Source organism: Haloarcula sp. Atlit-120R (genome assembly GCF_003665885.1).
Lineage (GTDB): Archaea > Halobacteriota > Halobacteria > Halobacteriales > Haloarculaceae > Haloarcula > Haloarcula taiwanensis.
The window spans coordinates 693,395-711,939 of record NZ_QPLN01000002.1 but is presented as its reverse complement, the minus strand read 5'-3'; the positions used below and the strand labels follow the sequence as shown (position 1 = coordinate 711,939).

The 18,545-nt window shown below is 63.6% G+C and carries 23 protein-coding genes; 15 read left to right on the top strand and 8 right to left on the bottom strand.

The features are described 5' to 3' along the window. Window positions 1-44: 44 nt before the first annotated feature. On the bottom strand, window positions 45-1,154 hold the full coding sequence (locus DVK01_RS10915) for a Gfo/Idh/MocA family protein (RefSeq protein ID WP_121536661.1): 1,110 nt from the start codon (window positions 1,152-1,154) through the stop codon (window positions 45-47). A gap of 102 nt (window positions 1,155-1,256) precedes the next feature. Between DVK01_RS10915 and DVK01_RS10910 the strand changes: the two genes are divergently transcribed. Further along, window positions 1,257-1,637: a cyclic nucleotide-binding/CBS domain-containing protein gene (locus DVK01_RS10910; protein WP_004516615.1), complete on the top strand. Its 381-nt coding sequence runs from the start codon at window positions 1,257-1,259 to the stop codon at window positions 1,635-1,637. 31 nt (window positions 1,638-1,668) lie between these two features. Here the strand turns inward: DVK01_RS10910 and DVK01_RS10905 are convergent, their stop codons facing one another. Then, window positions 1,669-2,382, bottom strand: a complete 714-nt coding sequence (locus DVK01_RS10905; protein ID WP_101349657.1) for a TIGR00266 family protein — start codon at window positions 2,380-2,382, stop codon at window positions 1,669-1,671. A gap of 93 nt (window positions 2,383-2,475) precedes the next feature. Continuing rightward, a complete protein-coding gene (locus DVK01_RS10900) occupies window positions 2,476-3,444 on the bottom strand; it encodes a sugar phosphate isomerase/epimerase (protein ID WP_101349656.1) in 969 nt (322 codons plus the stop codon). Between the two features lie 147 nt (window positions 3,445-3,591). On the opposite strand from DVK01_RS10900, the gene DVK01_RS10895 reads away from it, so the two are divergent. From DVK01_RS10895 to DVK01_RS10840, 13 genes are all read left to right on the top strand, one after another. After that, the gene (locus DVK01_RS10895; protein WP_101349655.1) at window positions 3,592-4,464 is read left to right on the top strand and encodes a 3-hydroxyacyl-CoA dehydrogenase family protein; all 873 of its coding nucleotides are present in this window, start codon (window positions 3,592-3,594) and stop codon (window positions 4,462-4,464) included. Next, on the top strand, window positions 4,461-5,060 hold the full coding sequence (locus tag DVK01_RS10890) for a DUF2391 domain-containing protein (RefSeq protein WP_101349654.1): 600 nt from the start codon (window positions 4,461-4,463) through the stop codon (window positions 5,058-5,060). Before DVK01_RS10895 ends, DVK01_RS10890 begins: the two co-directional genes overlap by 4 nt. Before the next feature lie 72 nt (window positions 5,061-5,132). Beyond that, window positions 5,133-5,312: an HVO_2753 family zinc finger protein gene (locus DVK01_RS10885; RefSeq protein WP_004516620.1), complete on the top strand. Its 180-nt coding sequence runs from the start codon at window positions 5,133-5,135 to the stop codon at window positions 5,310-5,312. Window positions 5,313-5,314: 2 nt separating this feature from the next. Beyond that, window positions 5,315-5,581 carry an elongation factor 1-beta gene (locus tag DVK01_RS10880; RefSeq protein ID WP_004593354.1) on the top strand — a complete coding sequence of 89 codons (267 nt, stop codon included), beginning with the start codon at window positions 5,315-5,317 and terminating at the stop codon, window positions 5,579-5,581. 113 nt (window positions 5,582-5,694) lie between these two features. Further along, on the top strand, window positions 5,695-5,985 hold the full coding sequence (locus tag DVK01_RS10875; protein WP_004593356.1) for a 50S ribosomal protein L21e: 291 nt from the start codon (window positions 5,695-5,697) through the stop codon (window positions 5,983-5,985). Then, entirely contained in the window at window positions 5,982-6,338 is a 357-nt protein-coding gene (locus DVK01_RS10870) for an RNA polymerase Rpb4 family protein (RefSeq protein ID WP_121510936.1), read from the top strand. Before DVK01_RS10875 ends, DVK01_RS10870 begins: the two co-directional genes overlap by 4 nt. Before the next feature lie 174 nt (window positions 6,339-6,512). After that, window positions 6,513-7,085 carry a DUF655 domain-containing protein gene (locus DVK01_RS10865; protein WP_101349651.1) on the top strand — a complete coding sequence of 191 codons (573 nt, stop codon included), beginning with the start codon at window positions 6,513-6,515 and terminating at the stop codon, window positions 7,083-7,085. An 81-nt stretch (window positions 7,086-7,166) separates the two neighbouring features. After that, window positions 7,167-8,024 carry a 16S ribosomal RNA methyltransferase A gene (locus DVK01_RS10860; protein ID WP_101349650.1) on the top strand — a complete coding sequence of 286 codons (858 nt, stop codon included), beginning with the start codon at window positions 7,167-7,169 and terminating at the stop codon, window positions 8,022-8,024. 1 nt (window position 8,025) lies between these two features. After that, window positions 8,026-8,646: a HemK2/MTQ2 family protein methyltransferase gene (locus tag DVK01_RS10855; RefSeq protein ID WP_121510938.1), complete on the top strand. Its 621-nt coding sequence runs from the start codon at window positions 8,026-8,028 to the stop codon at window positions 8,644-8,646. 62 nt (window positions 8,647-8,708) lie between these two features. Continuing rightward, window positions 8,709-9,707, top strand: a complete 999-nt coding sequence (locus DVK01_RS10850) for a 5-methyltetrahydropteroyltriglutamate--homocysteine methyltransferase (RefSeq protein ID WP_121536659.1) — start codon at window positions 8,709-8,711, stop codon at window positions 9,705-9,707. Between the two features lie 4 nt (window positions 9,708-9,711). Continuing rightward, window positions 9,712-10,785, top strand: a complete 1,074-nt coding sequence (locus tag DVK01_RS10845; protein WP_121536658.1) for a methionine synthase — start codon at window positions 9,712-9,714, stop codon at window positions 10,783-10,785. A 95-nt stretch (window positions 10,786-10,880) separates the two neighbouring features. Next, complete coding sequence (locus DVK01_RS21830; protein ID WP_158598763.1) at window positions 10,881-11,033, top strand: hypothetical protein; 153 nt, start codon at window positions 10,881-10,883, stop codon at window positions 11,031-11,033. 339 nt (window positions 11,034-11,372) lie between these two features. Continuing rightward, window positions 11,373-11,885 (top strand): HTH domain-containing protein, encoded by a 513-nt coding sequence (locus DVK01_RS10840; protein ID WP_101349646.1) that lies wholly within the window; start codon window positions 11,373-11,375, stop codon window positions 11,883-11,885. Here the strand turns inward: DVK01_RS10840 and DVK01_RS10835 are convergent. Genes DVK01_RS10835 through DVK01_RS10825 form a run of 3 tightly spaced genes read right to left on the bottom strand, consistent with a single transcriptional unit; the run spans window position 11,882 to window position 15,178 of the window. Next, on the bottom strand, window positions 11,882-13,015 hold the full coding sequence (locus tag DVK01_RS10835; protein ID WP_101349645.1) for an ABC transporter permease: 1,134 nt from the start codon (window positions 13,013-13,015) through the stop codon (window positions 11,882-11,884). The two genes, DVK01_RS10840 and DVK01_RS10835, sit on opposite strands and share 4 nt — an antisense overlap. Further along, the gene (locus DVK01_RS10830; RefSeq protein WP_101349644.1) at window positions 13,005-13,688 is read right to left on the bottom strand and encodes an ABC transporter ATP-binding protein; all 684 of its coding nucleotides are present in this window, start codon (window positions 13,686-13,688) and stop codon (window positions 13,005-13,007) included. The genes DVK01_RS10835 and DVK01_RS10830 overlap by 11 nt, the downstream gene beginning before the upstream one ends. Then, complete coding sequence (locus DVK01_RS10825) at window positions 13,685-15,178, bottom strand: hypothetical protein (RefSeq protein ID WP_121536657.1); 1,494 nt, start codon at window positions 15,176-15,178, stop codon at window positions 13,685-13,687. Before DVK01_RS10825 ends, DVK01_RS10830 begins: the two co-directional genes overlap by 4 nt. Before the next feature lie 168 nt (window positions 15,179-15,346). On the opposite strand from DVK01_RS10825, the gene DVK01_RS10820 reads away from it, so the two are divergent. Beyond that, window positions 15,347-16,225: a carbohydrate kinase family protein gene (locus DVK01_RS10820; RefSeq protein WP_101349642.1), complete on the top strand. Its 879-nt coding sequence runs from the start codon at window positions 15,347-15,349 to the stop codon at window positions 16,223-16,225. Here the strand turns inward: DVK01_RS10820 and DVK01_RS10815 are convergent. Together DVK01_RS10815 and DVK01_RS10810 are read right to left on the bottom strand one after the other, a co-directional pair. Beyond that, window positions 16,222-17,238 (bottom strand): phosphotransferase family protein, encoded by a 1,017-nt coding sequence (locus DVK01_RS10815; protein WP_101351411.1) that lies wholly within the window; start codon window positions 17,236-17,238, stop codon window positions 16,222-16,224. The genes DVK01_RS10820 and DVK01_RS10815 overlap by 4 nt on opposite strands. A 96-nt stretch (window positions 17,239-17,334) precedes the next feature. After that, entirely contained in the window at window positions 17,335-18,522 is a 1,188-nt protein-coding gene (locus DVK01_RS10810) for a HAMP domain-containing sensor histidine kinase (protein ID WP_121536655.1), read from the bottom strand. Between the last annotated feature and the right edge of the window lie 23 nt (window positions 18,523-18,545).

Genomic DNA, 18,545 nt, shown 5'->3' with positions numbered 1-18,545 from the left:
TCAGCCCCTACCAGTGGCCGTCGAAAGGGGGTTTCGGTTCGGCCTTACGGGCTGACCCACTCGCCGCGCTCGTCGCTGCGCGCTACGGCGTCGAGGACCCGCTGTGCCGCGAGCCCGTCGGCGAAAGAGGGCTCCTGCGTCCCGCCCTCGGCGACGGCCGTGAGGAACTCGTAGTTCTCGTGGACGAACGTGTGCTCCCAACCGATGACGTGGCCGGGGGGCCACCAGTGGTCGACGTACGGGTCGTCGGCGTCGGTGACCAGCACCTGCTGGAAGCCGCGGTCACCTTCGGTGAGCACCTGCAGTTCGTTCAGCCGCTCGAGGTCGAACTTGAGTGCGCCCTTCGACCCCTCGATTTCGATGGTGTGGGCGTTCTTGTGGCCGTTGGCGACCCGGGACGCTTCCAGCGTGCCCATCGCCCCGTTCTCGAAGGCAATCTGGGCGCTGTAGGCGTCGTCGACGGTCACCGGACGGGTCTCGTCGCTGCCTTCGACGGGGCGTTCGTCCGTGAACGTCCGGAGGTGCCCGCTCACGTCCGTTATCTCGCCGGCGGCGTCGCCGAGCAGGAACCGGGCCAGGTCGACCGTGTGGGAGCCGAGGTCGCCCAGCGCCCCGCTGCCGGCCATCTCCTCGTCGTTGCGCCAGGACCACGGCGCGTCGGGGTCGACCAGCCAGTCCTGGAGGTACTGGCCGCGGAAGTGGTGAATCTCGCCGAGTTGGCCGTCGTCGATGAGTCCCTTCGCGTACTGGATAGCCGGGACGAACCGGTAGTTGAACGCCGCACCCGCGGGGACGTCGGCGTCAGCGGCCGTTTCGGCCATCTCCTCGGCGGTGTCGAGCGTGGGCGCGAGCGGTTTCTCACAGAACGTCGGCGTCCCGGCCTCCAGCGCGGCGATGGACGGCTCGGCGTGGACGTGGTTCGGGCCAAGGTTGTAGAACACGTCTACCTCGTCAACGATATCCCGCCAGTCCGTTGCAGTCCGGTCGAAGCCGAACTGGTCGGCCGCGTCGGCCAGTGCGTCCTCGTCGCGGCCGACGAGCACGTCCTTGTTGACGGCGGGCGCTTCGGGGAAGAACATGGGCAGGCGGTCCAGCGCGTTGGCGTGGGCCTTGCCCATGAACTTGTAGCCGAGCATGCCGATATCGAGGGTCATACACGGCTGTTCACCCGGGGCCGAAATAACGCTCAGGGTGACGGCAGGGCGGCGGACCGCCGCGAGGGAAAAGCCAAAACCGGATGCGCGCGTTGACCCTGCATGGCCACTGAAACGACTGTCCGCATCGAGGACATCATGTCGACGCCGCTAGAGACGATTTCCGCCGATGAGACCGTCAAAGCGGCCGCGACGCAGATGCAGGCCCAGAACATCAACGGCATCTTCGTCCCGGGGGCGCAAGCGGGCATCATCACGACCACCGACATCGTCGACGCCGTCGCGGCCGGCAAGGACCTCTCAACGGCGACCGTGGGCGACGTGATGACCTCGCCGGTCGAGCGGGTGACGACCTCGCTGGAACTGGGCGAGGCCGCCGCCATGATGACGACCTACGACATCAAGCACCTCCCGGTCATCGACGAACACCAGGACTACGTCGGCATGGTGTCCTCGACGGACATCACGCAGGCGCTGTCCTGAATTGCGGCTCTTTTCGGCGCCGCGTCGCCGGCTATATGAAATCGTCCAGCCCGGCCGCGTCACCGCCGTTGTCGCCCGTGCCGGGCAGCGCGTCGGCGATGGCCGAGGTGAACGAGTCAAGGCCGCGGGTCTGGTACCAGACCGTCCCCGGCCCGGTGAAGTCCATCACCAGCCCCTCGCCGCTGAGCAGCGTCGACTTCAGCCCGCCGACGCGGTGGGCGTCGAAGTCGACCGACTCCTCCCAGGCGACGACGTGGTCGTTGTCGATGGTGTAGGACTCGCCAGCGTCGAGTTCGACGGTCTCCAGCCCGCCGAAGGCCTCGATAAGGACGTTCCCGGTCCCTTTCAGCGCCAGCGGCGTGATGCTCGCGCCGGCCAGCAGCGACTGGATGCCGCCGAACTCCGAGTCGATATCAATGTTGGGGTCGGCCGCGAGAAACGCCCCGTCGACGGCGTACAGCGTCTCGCCGGTGAGTTCGTGGTGATGGACATCGCCGGGCGTCGGCGGGGCAAGGGTGACGGTGCCGGGACCGCCCGTGGCAGTGAACTCGTTTGCGAGCAGCGATTCACCGCCAAGCATCGACTTCGCGGAGCTAAGAAGGCCGTCCCGGCTGGTTGTGGTTTCGATGTCGATAGTCGGCGAGTGGCTGACCATCGCGCCGGGTTCGGCGAGTATCGACTCGCCGCTGTCGAGGGCGGCGCGGACGTGCGTGTACGAGGGCTTGTGTGTAAGTTCGATATCCATAGAGTGTCACTGGATACGGGAATCCGGTCGTATTATCTCACAGACACTATATAAGCCTACGTGCCGAGAAAGCCGCGTCGCTCGTTGTACCGGTCACTCAGCCCAGTAAGCGTCGCCGGGCCGAGTCTCGAAGACAGCGCGGTCGAGTACGTCGACCGCTTTCTCCAGCCCCTCACGTGCGCTGGTCAGCGAGTCCTCGTGTTCGATAGAGAGCGCGCCGTCGTAGCCGACCATCCGCAGTGTCGACACCACGTCTTTCCAGTGGGACTCGTCGTGCCCGTAGCCGATAGAGCGGAACAGCCACGACCGGTCTGCCTCGTCCGTGTACGGCGCAGTGTCCAGTACGCCCTTCTCGCGGGCGTTTGACTCGTACACTTTCGTGTCCTTGGCGTGGACGTGGTGGATGGCGTCGTGCTCACCGAGCAGGCGGATCGCCTCGGTCACGTCGATGCCCTGCCAGTACAGGTGCGACGGGTCGAAGTTCGCGCCGATGCGGTCGTTCGTCCGGCGGCGCAGTTCGAGCAGGCCGCGGGGCTCGTAGACGAGCATGTTGGGATGCATCTCGATGGCGACGTCCACGTCGTGTGCGCCGGCGTGGGCCGCGAGGTCCGACCAGTACTCGTCGGCGACGCGCCACTGGTACTCGTGGGCGTCGGCGTGTTCGGTCGGCCAGGGGGCGGTAATCCAGTTCGGCACCTCGTCGTCGGGGCCGCCGGCCGGCAGGCCCGAGAATCCAGTGACGGTGTTGACGTCGAGCTGGTCGGCCAGCCGAATCGCCTCCCGGAGTTCCCGGTCTGCCTCGGCAGCGCGGTCGTCGTCGGGATGGAGTGGGTTGTTGTGTGTCGCCAGCGCGCTCACGCGGAGGTCGTAGTCGTCGAGCAGCGCCGCCAGTTCGGCCTGCTTGTCCTCGTCGTCGAGGTACGCCTGCCGGTCGAGGTGGTCGTCGCCGGGGAAGCCGCCACAGGCCAGTTCGACCGCGTCGACGCCCAGGTCGCTGAGATACGCCAGCGCCTCGTCGAGTGACTGTCCGCCCAGAGGGACCGTCAGTACGCCGATATCCATACCCAGCGATACAGCCGGTGTCAAAAAAAGCGTACTGCCGACGCGCTGGTCTCGCTGTCCGGCCAGCAAGCGATACAGACCGGAAAGAGAACACCGAGGGGACAGGTCGGCGTAAAGGATTAACGCCGGGAGTGCGGTGGTTCTGTCATGATTGTGGCCGTACTCGGAACCGGACAGCGGGGGCGGGATATCGCACAGCGGTGTGTCCGTGCGGGCCACGAAGTGCGTCTTCGGGGAACAGATGCGACGGACGTGATGGACCGAGTCGACGAGATTCGGCGGGCGCTAAACGATGACGTCTCGGCCAGTATCGACGGAACCACCGGGCTCGAAAGCGCCGTCAGCGGCAGTGACATCAGCATCGACGTAACCGACGGCGGGACGGACAGCCACCGAGAAGTGGTCGCCGAAACGGAGACCATGGTCGAAGATGAGACGCTCATCGCCGTCAGCGACACGTCGCTGTCGGTGACTGCGGTCGCGACCGGCCTGCGGAGCCCGGACCGGGCCGTCGGTCTCAACCTTGTCGACCCGCCGGACGGCGCTATCGTCGAGGTCGTCATCGCCGAACAAACGACAGCGGCGACCCGCGACAGAGTCACTGACTTCGTCGAGAGTCTGGACGCCTCACCGGTCGTCGTCCGCGACACGCCGGGGTTTGCCGCGCTCCGACTCGAGCTCGCTACCATCGCCGAAGCGATCCGGATGCTCGAGGACGGCGTCGCCGGCGTTCGTGATATCGACCGGACGTTCGAGCGTGGCGGCTCGGACCGTGACGGGCCGCTCGTTCGCGCTGACCAGCACGGACTGGAAACGGTGTTGACGGCCCTAGAAGACCTCGCCGAGCGGCTCGACGAGCGGTTCGAGCCGCCGGCGCTGCTCCGTCAAAAGCTCGCGGATGGACAACGCGGTGCAGTCTCCGGCGAGGGGTTCTACGTCTGGGAAGACGGCGAGCCGACGACCGGAGCCGCCCCGGACCCGGAGGTACCAACGCGAGACAGCGACCCAGATCTCAGATGAGCACGCAGGAGGACACCCCGGCCGAACCGGAGAGAGAGGACGATGAGTTCGCGACCCTGTTCGACGAGCTGCAGGAGTTAGAACAGCTTGTTGACTCCGAACACGAGCGCCAGCAGGTCCGAGATGCGATGCGCGCGGCCGCGGATTCCCAGGACCACGAGCCTGCGACCTTCGGCCGGGTCGTCTGGGGCTTCGGCCGGTCCGACCTCGCCGAGGCGCTGCTGGGCTCGCTGCTGTTCGGGATACCGATGGCCGTCGAGGGCGGGACAGTCGACGCCGGCCGTCACATCGCCCAGCATCCGCTGTATCTCGCGGCGACGGTCGTCATCGCCATCGGGCTGGTCATCTCGATTCTGTACGTGGCCGACTTTCAGGATGTGCGGGTGGCGAACCCGATTTTCGGGCTGATTCCCCGGCGACTCGTCGGCGTCACCGGAACAGCGCTAGTCGTCTCCGTGGCCCTGCTCACGGGGTGGGGGCTGGTCGAGTGGTCGGCGGACACCGCAGTCGTCTACGAATCGGCCTGCATCTGTGCCGTGGCGTTCGTTCCGATGGCGATCGGCGCTGCGCTCGGGGACATTCTGCCCGGGAACTAGGGCCATGGCAGTCTCTCGCGGTGGCGGTCGCGTTTGGCAATCGTTAAAAGCCGCGGTCGGATACGGAGAGGTATGAGCGAGAGCCAACAGAAACAGGCGCGCAAGTGCGTCTCGTGTGGCATCAACATCGCCGGCACGAACGCCGCCGCGTTCAAGTGCCCGGACTGTGGCCAGCAGATCTACCGCTGTGCCACCTGCCGGAAGCAGAGCAACCTCTACAAATGCCCGGACTGCGGCTTCATGGGGCCATAACAATGGGGAAAGTAGCAGCCAAGATCAAGGTCATGCCGGAAAGTCCCGAAGTCGACCTCGACGACCTGCAGGAGCGTCTCGAGGGCGTGCTTCCCGAAGGAACGAAGATCAACGGGTTCGAGCGCGAGGACGTCGCCTTCGGTCTCGTCGCGCTGACGCCGACGGTCATCGTCCCCGACGACACCGGCGGCACGGAAGCCGTCGAAGAGGCCTTCGCGAACGTCGATGATGTCGAGTCGGTCTCCGTCGAGAGCACCGGTCGCCTGTAATCGACTCGCCGCCGTCGTTTTCTAGTTGAGTCTGTAGCGACTGCAAGAGCACGACCAGCGACAGTCGCGGAACGCACGTTTTATTAGGGCGACCGGATTAGCGAGGAGCAAGAATGCCTAGTTCAAACGGACCCCTCGAAGGAACACGAGACAAGCTCAAGAACAAGCCCCGTGACCGCGGCACCTCGCCGCCACAGCGCGCCGTCGAAGAGTTCGACGACGGCGAGAAGGTTCACCTCAAGATCGACCCGTCCGTGCCCAACGGGCGCTTCCACCCGCGGTTCGACGGCCAGACCGGAACCGTCGAAGGGAAGCAGGGTGACGCGTACAAGGTCGACATCGTCGACGGTGGCAAGGCGAAGACCATCATCGTCACCGCTGCGCACCTGCGCCGGCAAGAATGACGATATTCAAAGAGAAAGTCAGCGAGGAGTTCCTGACGGTCGCAGAGACCAAGGAGATACTCGAAGACCTCGAGATGGAGCGGGCCGCGGACGAGGACCGCGAGATGCGCTACGAGCTCAAGCGGGCCATCGAGCACGTCAACCGCTTTGCCGTTCTCGACCCCGAGGAGTCGCTACAACTGGTCGAAGACCTCGAAGAACTCGAGAAAGTCGACACGCCGACGGCCTACAAGATCGCGAACCTGCGGCCGCTAGACCGCGACGAGCTCCGGGCCGTGTTCGCTCAGGAGCGGTACACGCTTGACGGTGACGAACTCGACGAGATACTCAACATCGTCAAGCAGTACGCATAACGAGGAACTCGTCAGCTCGGTTCTCGGCCGCTCTCTCTACGTTTACAGACGAGCAGCCACGCGAACAGATTCGTTCCAGTTGCCGCCAAACGGACACAAAGGGAGCGCCGGCGTCCCGTGAAGCGGTTCGGGGCATCCACCGGCATTAAGTATGCTGTGCTCGTACTGCCTGACATGACTGAATCGGAGAGCGGCGGCGACACTATGATGGCAGCTGTCCTCGATGTGCTCCCGCACGGACGGCCCGGCGACGACCGGCCGCAGCACCAGAAGGAGCCGCTCGCGTACGCGCTCGACATCGATGAGTTCTATATTTACGAGTTGCAGCTTGCGGACAAGGACGCTGACATCGCCTTTGGCGACCGCGTTGACTTGACGGAGTTCGGCCGCGTGACGGAAGTCGAGTTCGAAGATATTCCGAGCGGCGCCCGTTCGGAGCTCGACTACGCCGTCGAGGAAGTCGTCGAGGCAAACGAGCAGCGGTTCGTCGACTTCTACAACGACGCCCAGCCGATCACGCTGCGGCTCCACCAGCTGAACCTCCTGCCAGGCATCGGCAAGAAGCTACGGAATACGATTCTCGACGAGCGAAAGCGAAAGCCCTTCGAGAGCTTCGACGACCTCGAAGAGCGCGTCAACGGCCTCCACAGTCCAAAAGAGACGCTTGTCGAGCGGATACTCGAAGAGCTACAGGACGACGACCTGAAGTACCGGCTGTTCGTCCGGCGTGAAGAACAGTCCTCCTAAGCCTGTCAGCTGCAAGCAGCGAACCCGACAGCCGACAGTATAAGGCGACCCTTTTCTACCGCGACCCGCTACGGCTCGCTAATGACTACGATCGAGACAGGGAGTCGGGACCCCGACGCGCTCGTCCGGCGGGCCGGCAAACGGGCCGACACCCGACAGGACCAGCACTTTCTCGTCGACGACCGGGTGCTGGACCGGATTCCCGAGTACGCGACCGAGGCCGATATCGACACCGCGCACGTGCTGGAGATCGGCGCGGGCCCAGGGGCGCTGACGGACCGCCTGCTCGCGGCGGCCGAGCGTGTGACCGCAGTTGAGCGCGACCCGGACTTCGCGGCGCATCTCCGCGAGGAGTTCGCCGAGGAGGTCGCGGCGGACCGGCTCACTGTCGTCGAGGGCGACGCGCTCGACGTCGATCTCCCCGAGTTCACCGCCAGCATCTCGAACCTGCCCTACGGCGCGTCCTCGGAAATCGCGTTCCGACTGCTGCCCGAAGGACGGCCGCTCCTGTTGATGTTCCAGCGGGAGTTCGCCGAGCGGATGGCCGCCGACCCGGGAACCGACGACTACGGGCGGCTCTCGGTGACAGCGGGCCACTACGCGGACGTGGAAGTCGTCGAGACGGTCCCGCCGGAAGCGTTCGACCCCCAGCCACGGGTCACCAGCGCGCTCGTCCGGACGACGCCGCGGACGCCGGACTACACCGTCCCCAGCGACGACTTCTTCATGGACTTCCTGAAGGCAGTGTTCACACAGCGTCGGAAGACGATGCGAAACGCCGTCCGCAACACGGCCCACATCTCCGGGCTGGGCGACCCCGACGCGGTGGTCGAGGCGGCCGACGAGGACCTGATGCGCGCCCGCGCCGGGAAGCTCACGCCGGCCGACTTCGCCACGCTGGCGACGCTCGCCTACGAGGTCGGCCAGCCGGAGGTCTGAGATGGGCGAGGAGCCGAGCGACGCGGCCGACGCTGGCGGGGACGGCGACCGCCCCTCGCTGGCCGACCAGCGCGGCGTGGAATCGGTGTACCAGCCCGCGGAGGACTCGGACCTGCTGGCCCGGACGGCCCGCGAGCGAGTCGGGGCGGGCGATACCGTCCTCGACGTGGGGACGGGGTCGGGCTACGTCGCCGCGACGCTCGCCGAGGCCGGCGCGCGGGCGGTCGGAGTCGACGTGAGCCCGCTCGCGTGTCGGGAGGCCGCCGGCAACGGCGTCCCGGTCGTCCGCGGGGACCTCGTCGAACCGTTCCGGGCGGACGCCTTCGACCTCGTGGCGTTCAATCCCCCGTATCTGCCGACGCCGCCCGAGAAGGAGTGGGACGACTGGATGGAACACGCGCTCTCGGGCGGCGAGGACGGTCGCCGGCTGGTCGACCCGTTCCTCGAAACCGTCGAGCGCGTGCTGGCCCCGGGCGGCGAGGCGCTCGTGCTCGTTAGCAGCCTCACGGACCCGGATGCGGTGCGAGCGTACGCGAGCGACCACGGACTGGCAAGCGAACGCGTGGCGAGTGAGAAACATCCGTATGAAGTGCTCGTCGTCCTGCGGTTCTCCGCCGAGTAATTACCGTTGGGCATTTGATCGAATAGGAAATATTAAAGCCCGTCATTTCATACCCCAGGGCAATGACACAGGTAATCGCCACGACACCTGGGCTCTTTCCGCTCCCGGACTGGGCCAAGGACGAACTGGCAGATCTGAAAGGTCATCAGAAGACCGACCTCATCTCGGGCGACGAGTCCGGTGAGGTCGTTGCGGCCTACGACGAGGCCCGCGAGGAAGTCATCGGCGTCCAGCAGGACGCCGGCCTTGACCGCGTTGTCGAGGGCCAGTTCCGCTGGGACGACATGCTCGCGCACCCGCTGGCCGTCCACGACAGCGTGGAGACGAAAGGCATCGTCCGCTACTACGACAACAACAACTTCTATCGGGAGCCAGTCGTGCAGGGCGACCTCTCCGCCGACGGCGGCGACGTGGCCGCGGACCTCGGTGCCGCAGCCGACCACGTCGATTCGGGACTGCAGGCCGTCCTCCCCGGGCCGTACTCGCTCGCGGACCTCGCCACGGACGAACACTACGGCGACGACGCCGAGTTCCTCAATGCGGTCGCCGACTTCCTCGTCGAGGAAGTGAAGTCGTTCCCCGAGATAGAGACCCTGTTCCTGCTTGAACCGTCGCTGGTCGAGAACACGCCAGAGGACGGCGAGGACAAACGCGCCGCCGAGGCAATCGATGCCATCGCCTCGGCTGCCGACGCTGAAGTCGTCGCCCACACCTACTGGGGCGCAATCGAAGAGAAGGCCTACGCGCATCTGATGGACGCTGACGTGGATGCCATCGGCTTCGACCTCGTGGCGAACCACGATCAGACGGTCTACAACGTACAGGAGTACGGCACCAAGGACGACGTGGCACTTGGCGTCGTCGACGGCCAGAACACGCTCGTCGAGTCGCCCGAGACCATCCGCGACCGCATCGACTGGTTCGAACAGCAGACCAACACCGCCTACGACACCGTCTACGCGACGGCGAACACGGAAACGTTCTATCTCCCGGTGAACAAGTTCGAAGACAAGCTCGAAGCGCTCGCAAACGCCGCAGACCTGGAGGCGGCGGAGGCATAAAACGATGACAGGACCACGAAACCAGTTCAAACCGGCGGATCACCCGAACGACCACTTCCTGCTGACGACCGTCGTCGGCTCCTACCCCAAGCCCAAATGGCACGACCGCGCCCGCGAGCTGTTCGAGGACGAGGACGCCGACTTCGGCGAGGACGAGTGGGAAGAATCGAAAGACGACGCCTCGCGGCTCATCACCCACGAGCACGAGCGCGCGGGTCTCGACGTCATCTGTGACGGCGAGATGCGCCGCAACGAGATGGTCGAGTACTTCGCCCACCGCATCGACGGCTACGAGTTCAACGGCCGCGTGAAGGTGTGGGGCCACAACTACTTCGACAAGCCCTCGGTCGCCGACGAGGTCGAGTACGGCGAGCAGTGGCTCGTCGAGGAGTTCGAGTTCACCGACGAGGTGGCCGAGCGACCGGTCAAGGTCCCGATCACCGGCCCGTACACGCTCGCCAACTGGTCGTTCAACGAGGTCTACGACAGCGAGGAGCAACTGGCCTACGAGCTGGCCGAACTCGTCAACGAGGAAATCGAGGCGCTGGTCGAGGCCGGCGCGCGCTACATCCAGATCGACGAGCCCGCCCTCGCCACGACGCCGGACGACCACGCCATCGTCGGCGAGTGTCTGGAGCGCATCGTCGACGAGATTCCCGACGACGTGCGCCTCGGGCTACACGTCTGTTACGGCGACTACTCGCGTATCTACCCCGAGATTCTGGACTATCCGGTCCACGAGTACGACCTGGAACTCGCCAACGGCGACTACGACCAGCTCGACGTCTTCAAAGAGCACGAGTTCACGAAGGACTTCGCGATGGGCGTCGTCGACGCCCACGTCGCCGAAGTCGAACCTGTCGAGGAAATCAAGGAGAACATCAAGAAAGGATTAGAGGTCGTACCCCCGGAGCGCCTCACCGTCTCGCCGGACTGCGGCGTGAAGCTCCTGCCGCGCGAGGTTGCCTACGGCAAGATGGAGAACATGGTGCAGGCCGCCCGCGAAATCGAGGAAGAACTGGACGCCGGCGAGATCGATATTGTTGCGAGTGGTGCACAAGCGCACGCAGACGACTGAATCGGCGAGAAGGATCGACCACGAGTTGGCAACCGTTTTTGTAGCGGACGAGTAGCGAGTATCCGAACGCAGCAAGGGGGCTCTCGGATTGTGGTATGACTGACCTAATTTCGACGAAAGTTGGCTACGATTTCGGCAACTATCGAATTCTCTCGGGCGCACCGCACCCGAATCCGGCAAATGTCGCAGACAGATACAGCGGCTATCCGGAACTGGAATCAGACGAGACCTGTGGGACCGCTGGCTAGCAGTATCTCGAACAGGCCATCACGAGGTTGCCTGAGCACAAAGGCTCCCGGCATAAAGTCATTAATTTTCTTATGTATCCTCGAATCCATCAGCTAAACTGGAAGCTATTTGCCAGTAGTTTGTTCGACAAATATCGAACCTAACATCGACCTAAGGGGAAAATAATTGTTATTGAACTAATAATATTGGGGGATGCTGTATTCAGGTAAATATTCTATATTATGGATATAGAGCGCCTCATACCACTAATTTCCGCTCCCAGATTCGTGTGGTGTGTTGGCACGCAAATCTGGGAAAGAGTTTTGAGGGTCTCTGGAGAAGCTAGCGATGAGAAAGCTATGACAGGGGACACACATCTTCGGGCGGAACTGTATCTTCGCGGAGATACCTACGGCACGTTCGATGCACAACAGCAGGTGCTCAATCGGGTGAAGCGGCTGGAGGCCAACGGCGTGTTCAGCGAGTCGATGGTCGCTGGCGAGTGGCAACGGATCAGGACGATGGCGGAGGACAAACGGTCGGAAGCCATCCAAACCTACGAGGAGTTCACGGGCTGGGCGGCCCGGAACGGTCACTCGCTCGAACCGGCATTCGAGCGACGGAACCGGAGCTACGTCGGGATGGACCGCATCGACGATGTGGTCGTGTTCCCGGTCGTCTCGCTGGCGATCTACGACGGCGACGACCTGGAAGGCGTGTTCCCGTGCTCGGACGAGGAACGGACTTACACGGTTGGCGACGCGCTAGAAGCCTTCGAGCGCGGCGACAAGGATTGGCTTGCACAGTTCGACTCGCTCTCGGTCGACCGGACCGACCCGCTGCTGGAACCGGGCGTCGACGCGACGATTTAACCGCGCAGCGCTTCGACCGGTTCCTCGCTCGCTGCTTTCCAGGCCGGATACAGCCCGCTGACAATGCTCGTCAGCACCCCAAAGGAGAACGCTGCACCGACGTACCAAGCGTTTGGCAGCCTGAAGACAGCCATGGCATCGCCGACGGCGTAGTGGTTTATCGCCAACCCGGCACCGAGACTCAGAATGACACCAGCGATGCCACCGAGGAAGCCGAGCAGCGTCGCTTCCATCAACATCACTTTGAGGACATCCCGCTTCTGGTAGCCCACCGCTCTGAGGACGCCAATCTCCTCCCGTCGTTCGACGGTGGACATCAGCATGACGTTGAGAATGGAGATGCCAGCCACGAGCAGCGAAATCGATGCGATGCCGGCGAGGACAGTGTTGATGATCTGGAACTGCTCTTCGATAGTGTCGACGAGCGAGCCGAGTTCCTGAACGAAGACTCGCTGCTCGCGGTCGTTGAGCGCGTCGCGGATCCCAATCGCCGTTTCGTTGGCCTGTGTCCCGGTCGACTCGATAACGTACACTTCTGAGTAACCGCGCTGGTTGAACGAAGTAGCCGGCATGATGATTCGGTTATCGGGGTTTGTCGAGGAGAACGGGTCGCCTTCTTCGAGGACGGCCCGGACGCGGACGCTGGTCCCGTTGACGGTAATCTGGCTCCCGGGATGCAGTTCGTGCTCTTCCGCGACATCTGAACCGACGAGTGCACCAGACCGGAACGGCGATACCCGTCCCTCCTTGGCCTCGTACAACGCTGCAGGGTCTTCCACGCCGTAGATCGTTTCCCTGACCGCGTCCTCACGGTTGTACGACACCGGCTCTACGCGCGTCTTTACCGGCGACACAGTCGCTGTCGGACTTGCCTCTCTGCGAATCGTACGGATATCGCGTTCGGTGAGTTCAGTGATGTTTTCGCCGGAGTTCGGGTATACCGTGAGCTGGTTGCCGACGTTACCGAGGTTCTGGGTAAACGAGTACTGGAGCGCGACGCCGAACATTCCCAGTGAAGCGATGGCAACGACACCGATGACGATACCCAGCGACGCCAGCAATGACCGCATCTTCGTCCGCGTGAGGTTGCGCCGCGCCATCAGCGCGGCCGGGAAGAACCTACCCGCCATTCTTCCGCTCCCTCCCGATGGTGCCGTCGACCAGATGGACGGTTCGGTCGACGTACTCGTTGACGAGGTCGTCGTGGGTGACCGCGACGATCGCCACGTCGTCCTCGTCGGCGATGCGGCGGAACTCATCGAGTATCTGTCGGCCCGTCTCGCTGTCTAGGTTGCCCGTCGGCTCGTCGGCGAGAACGACCTTCGGGCTGTTGATGAGCGAGCGTGCGATAGCGACGCGCTGCTTCTGGCCGCCGGAGAGTTCGTCGGGCTTGTGATCCAGTCGGTCACCGAGCCCAAGCCGCTCCAGGAGCGCTCTGGCCCGCTTTTTGACTTTCGGATCACTGTCCAACAGCAGCGGTACCTCGACGTTCTCGACAGCAGTCAGTGTCGGCAGGAGATAGAAGTGCTGGAACACGAACCCGATTGTTTGCTTCCGGAGGCGCGTCCGCTTGCTGTCGCCGAGTCCGGTCACATCCTGTCCCTCCAGCAAGACGGTTCCCTCCGTCGGCGTATCCAGCAGCCCGAGGATGTTCAACAGAGTTGTCTTGCCACTGCCACTGGGGCCCATAATCGAGACGAACTCACCGGCTTCGAGTGCGAAGTCGATGCCCGCCAGTGCGTAGAGGGTCTGGCCGCCGGTCCGGTAGCGCTTGACCAGTCCCTGTGCGTCGATGACCGTCATACCTCGATATCGTCGTCACTGCGGCGGTAGCGGCGTACGAGGACACCGACGACGACCAGTAGCGCCAGGCCGCCGGCGATGAACACCGGCAGCATACTGTTCTGGTTTCCACCCTCGCTGCCGCCGTCCTGCTCCGGCTGCTGTGCCGCACTGCCCATCTGGTTGATGTCCACGTCGAAGCGCTGTGTCTTGCGCGTGTCGTCGACGAGGTAGGTCACCTCCAGCGGCACCGACGTGACGTTCCCCGTCGTCCGGGCATACACGTCGAAGGAGACGAAGTCACTGGCCGGGACCGTGCCGACAAAGTAATCGCGGTTCGGAGTTGCCGGGGTGATGCGCTCGGTATCGACGACGCTGACGAGGACGCTGTCCGCATCCGTCGACCCGACGTTGCTCGCGCTCCCTGAGATCTGGAGGCGCCCGCCCTGTCGGACCACGTCAAGACCGGTGAGGTCTATCGTTCCCGGGACGGATCGAAGCGTCGTTTCGGTTGTTGTCTGTTCCGTTTCAGTCCCGAGTTCGTAGGTGGCCGTGACAGTAACGTCAGCGCGGGGTTCGTTCATCGTGGCGTTCAGTCGCACCTGCCGGGTCGTGCTGGCTGAGATGTTCTCAAGCAGGACGCGCTGGAACGACGCGTTCTCCGACGTTGCACTGACCATGACATCCGAAAGCGGAGCGTTGGCCCCGTTAGAGACGGCGACCCGCAACGCGCGGTCAGTGCCGCTACCGACCGCAGTCGTATCGAGTTCCACGCTGTTTCGGAGCGGGTCCGACTCGATGACTTTTGACCGGGTTGTGGTGCGCGTGGTGTCGCCAGCGACTGTGTAGCTGACCGTTGCGGTCAGCGAGTGTTCGCCGGCAGATTCAGGTCGGAACCGGAACGGTGCGGTTATTGACCCGTTCTGGGCGATGCTTGACCGTACCGTCCGGCTCTTTGTCATCTCGACGCCATCGCCCTCGACGACGACTTCGACGTTCGTTATCTGGGAATCGAGTCCGTTTGCGACGGTGACTTGGCCGGTCGATTCAACGCCGGCGACGGAGTCGTTAGCCGTGATATCCATCTGCGGGTGACGCTCTTCGACGTTTAGCTTCACCGGGTATCTGAGCTCGACGTTGTCGCCTGTGCCACGGTCACGGCCGTACACGATGACGCGGAGGTCCTTGCTTCCGGACGAATCAAACGAGGCGGTCAAGGGTACCTCCAGTGTGCTGCCCGGGGAAATCGAGCCCAGATTCGAAACGCGTTCGTACTCGGTGATTCCTCTCCCACCCGATTTCCGAATTGCAATGTCGTTGATTTCGAGCGGTGAATCGCTGCTCTGGAGATTCCGGACAGTCGTGTCGAACGTGACGGTTTCACCCGGTGCTGGTGATGACGGCGATACCTCGACGTTCGAGATCGACGCGTTGACGCTCGCGCCGGCGACTGACAGCGGAAGCGAGCCGACGACGACTAAGCAGGCCAGTACAGCCACACTGTGACGCATCAGGCGGTCACCTCTGGCTGTGGTACTCGTATGCCGGTCCGACAACTCATCGGGAGGACGCTATCGGGGACCGTTGCCATGTGCGCCGGTCCGTTCCGGTCAATGTTAAACATGCTGCATATATCTGAGTGGGAAACTGATATCATAGCGCCCCTCCCAGCGGTGGATATGCGCGTCATCTGTGCCGGCCACGTCAACTGGGACGTGACGCTCCACGTCGACCACCTCCCGGAACCCGACGGCGAGGGGCGTATCACCGACCGGTCACAGTCTAGCGGGGGGAGCGCATCGAACGCGGCCGTCGCGCTGGCCGGGCTCGATGCGGAGCCGCTAGTTCTCGGTAGCGTCGGGCGGGACGACCACGGAACCATGGCTCGGCGCGAACTGTCGGCCACCGGTGTCGAGACGGTGTTGATCGAATCGGACAAGCCGACGGCCGTGAAGTACCTCATCGTGGACGAGAGCGGCGACGTTGCAGTGCTTGGAAACGACGGGGCCAACGAGGCGTTCGGCGCGTCGGACCTCCCAGCCGAGGCCCTGGCCGAGGCGGACCACCTTCACCTGACTGGACAGGATCCGACGACGGCTGCAGCGCTCGCACGCGATGCCACGGCCGCGGATGTTCCGGTAAGCTTCGACCCCGGCCGCCGGCTCCCGTACCGCGATTACTCGTCGGTGCTCTCACATGCGGATATCCTGTTTTGCAACGACCGGGAGGCCGACCACGCCAGAGACAGCGGGCTCTTCGAAACAGTGCCGACAGTTGTTGTCAAACACGGGGACTGCGGCGCGACCGCATATGTTGGTGACCGAACAGTCACGAACGCCGGGTATCCGATAGACTCTGTGGACACTGCAGGCGCGGGCGACGCGTTCGCTGCCGGGTATCTGCTCGCCAGCGCACAGGAGAGCGGCCCAGAGCGCGCGCTCGCAGTCGCCAATGCCTGTGGTGCACTCGCGGCGCAGTCACCCGGCGCACAGACGACGCTCGACTGGGAGTCGGTGTGGGCCCTCGTCGACAGCGGGCACTCACCGGACCCAGTTTAGTTCGCCTGTATCTCTTCGACGAGGCGCTCGAACTGCTGGCGGTACTGGGCTTCGGCACGAGCGGTGGCGAGGCCGGACTCGTCAGCGAAGGCGGCCTCGAAGCCGGCCATCCGCCACAGGAGCGTCGAGAGCTGATAGAGGGGGCGTCGCTGCTCGTACCCCTCGTCGAACTCCATCGGGCGCATCTCCTGATACCCCTCGTGAAACACCGTCCGGAGCGAGTCGCGCAGTTCCGGGTCCTGAAACGACGAGTCGATAAAGAGAAACTCCGTCTGTGCGAGGTTGTACTCCGGCAGTGCCGCGAGCACGTCCTGCCAGTCAAGGACCGCCGTGATCGGCGCGTCCGCCGTTTGCTCGAACATCAGATTCGCCGGCCTGAAATCGTCGTGAACCAGTCGCGGAACGCCGTCCTCGGGCACCATACTCAGTGCCGGTTCGATACAGTCCCACGCTCGGTCTGTCATGTCCTCGAAGGGCGTCCCGGCAAGGTGCGACAGATGTGATCTGGTGAGACTCTCGAAGTACTCCCGCCAGTTGCCCATCCAGTCACTCACGATAATCCGGTCGTCGTGGAGCGTGAGTCGGCCGAACGCCTCGAATCCGATCTCGGAGTGCATATCTCCGAGGATCCGACCGGACTGTGCCAGCACCCGCTGTCGGTCGTCAGTGGAAAGCCCGGCGAACTCCTCGGCGAGATTCTCGCCGTGGATGCGCTCGGTGACGAAATACGGCGGGACATCGGCGTCGGGGTTGTCCTCGTAGACAAGGATGCGTGGAACAGGGACATCGGTCCGGGCGGCGACGAAATCGTGGAGACAGGGTTCGACGGCGAACGGGACATCGCCCTGTGGCTTGAACTTCACGACGACCTCGTACGCCTCACCGTTGTGGCGCAGCGTTACCATGTAGACATCGCTCTGGTGGCCCCCACCCGGAGTCTCGAACTGGAACCCCTCGTAGTCCGGGCCTGACTCTTTCAGCACGGCTTCGATGTCCTGTTCCGGGGTCTGCACTGCCATACCATCTAGTGGGCGAGCAAATAAATCTGTCAATCCCGCCACGGACAGCACTGGCACCCGGTTCAAGCGCCGTCGGTGGCCATCTCTACGCTACGAGGAGTGAAACGGTGAGACCGGTTTCGTCCCGTCGGTCACTTCGAATCGTGCGCCGCCGGCCCTGCTCTCGGTCACAGAGATGTCCCAGCCGTGGGCATCAGTGATCTGTGCGACGATAGACAGGCCGAGGCCGCTGTCACTGCCTGAGAGAGCGTCGACCGAGAGCAGGTCGTTCAGTTTGTCGGGCGAGATTCCTGGTCCGTCGTCGGCGACGTAGAAGCCGATTACTCGGCCTTCGTTCCGCGCATCCGCACTGCCGATATCGGCTGCCCCGCTGTCGACAAGTGGGCCGACCCAGACGGTCACGTCGTCGCCCGCGTGGTCCGCCGCATTCCGAAAGAGATTCTCGAACACCTGTTTGAGGCGGTTCTGATCACCGAACACCGGGGCGGACCCTTCGATCTGCAACGTCGCGTCGGCTGTTCGGGCCATCTCCCATGTCTGTTCGACAATGGTGTCAAGCGATATGGCAGTGCGGTCTTCGACTGCATACCCCTCCTTGGCAAGTGTTAGCAAGTCGTTGATGAGTGATTCCATGCGAGCCACGCCTTCCGCCGCGTCGTCGAGGTGGGACAGGTCACCGCTCTCTCGGACGAGTTCAATGCGTCCCTCGACAACGTGAAGCGGGTTTCTGAGGTCGTGTGAGACGACACCGATGAACTGTTCCATCCGGTCGCGCTGGACGCGGAGGTCATGCTCGCGCTCGGCTTTCTGTAGTGCCGCCTGAACGTGCGTCGCGTACATCCTCGCGAGTCGAACCGTTTCATCGTCGAACGTAACGGGGGTTAGCGACCCAATGTTGATAACGCCGTACTCGGTAAGCGGGAGGATGATCTCGCTGCTGACGGGGGAGTTTTCGTTGTACTGGCGCTGCTCGTCGTCAAGTTCCGAGTACGTCCGCACTTCGTCCTGCTCGAACGCCTCCCACGAGAGGCTGTTGCCGGGTCGGTAGGTAACCGGCCAGTCGAACACCTCGTCCGCCCGCTCCGTCGACGCGGCCAGCTGTAGCTCCGTCGCGTCGCTGTCATACAGCCACAGTGCTCCGAGTGGCAGGTCAAACACAGACGAAATCTCCGACATTGCGATTTCGCAGATCTCTCGCTCGGACTCCGCAGCCATCAGCTGTCGTGTTACAGCCTCGAACGAATCGAGATCGAATGTAACGGTTAACTCCCCACCCATCCCGTACAAATCATGCAACTCAG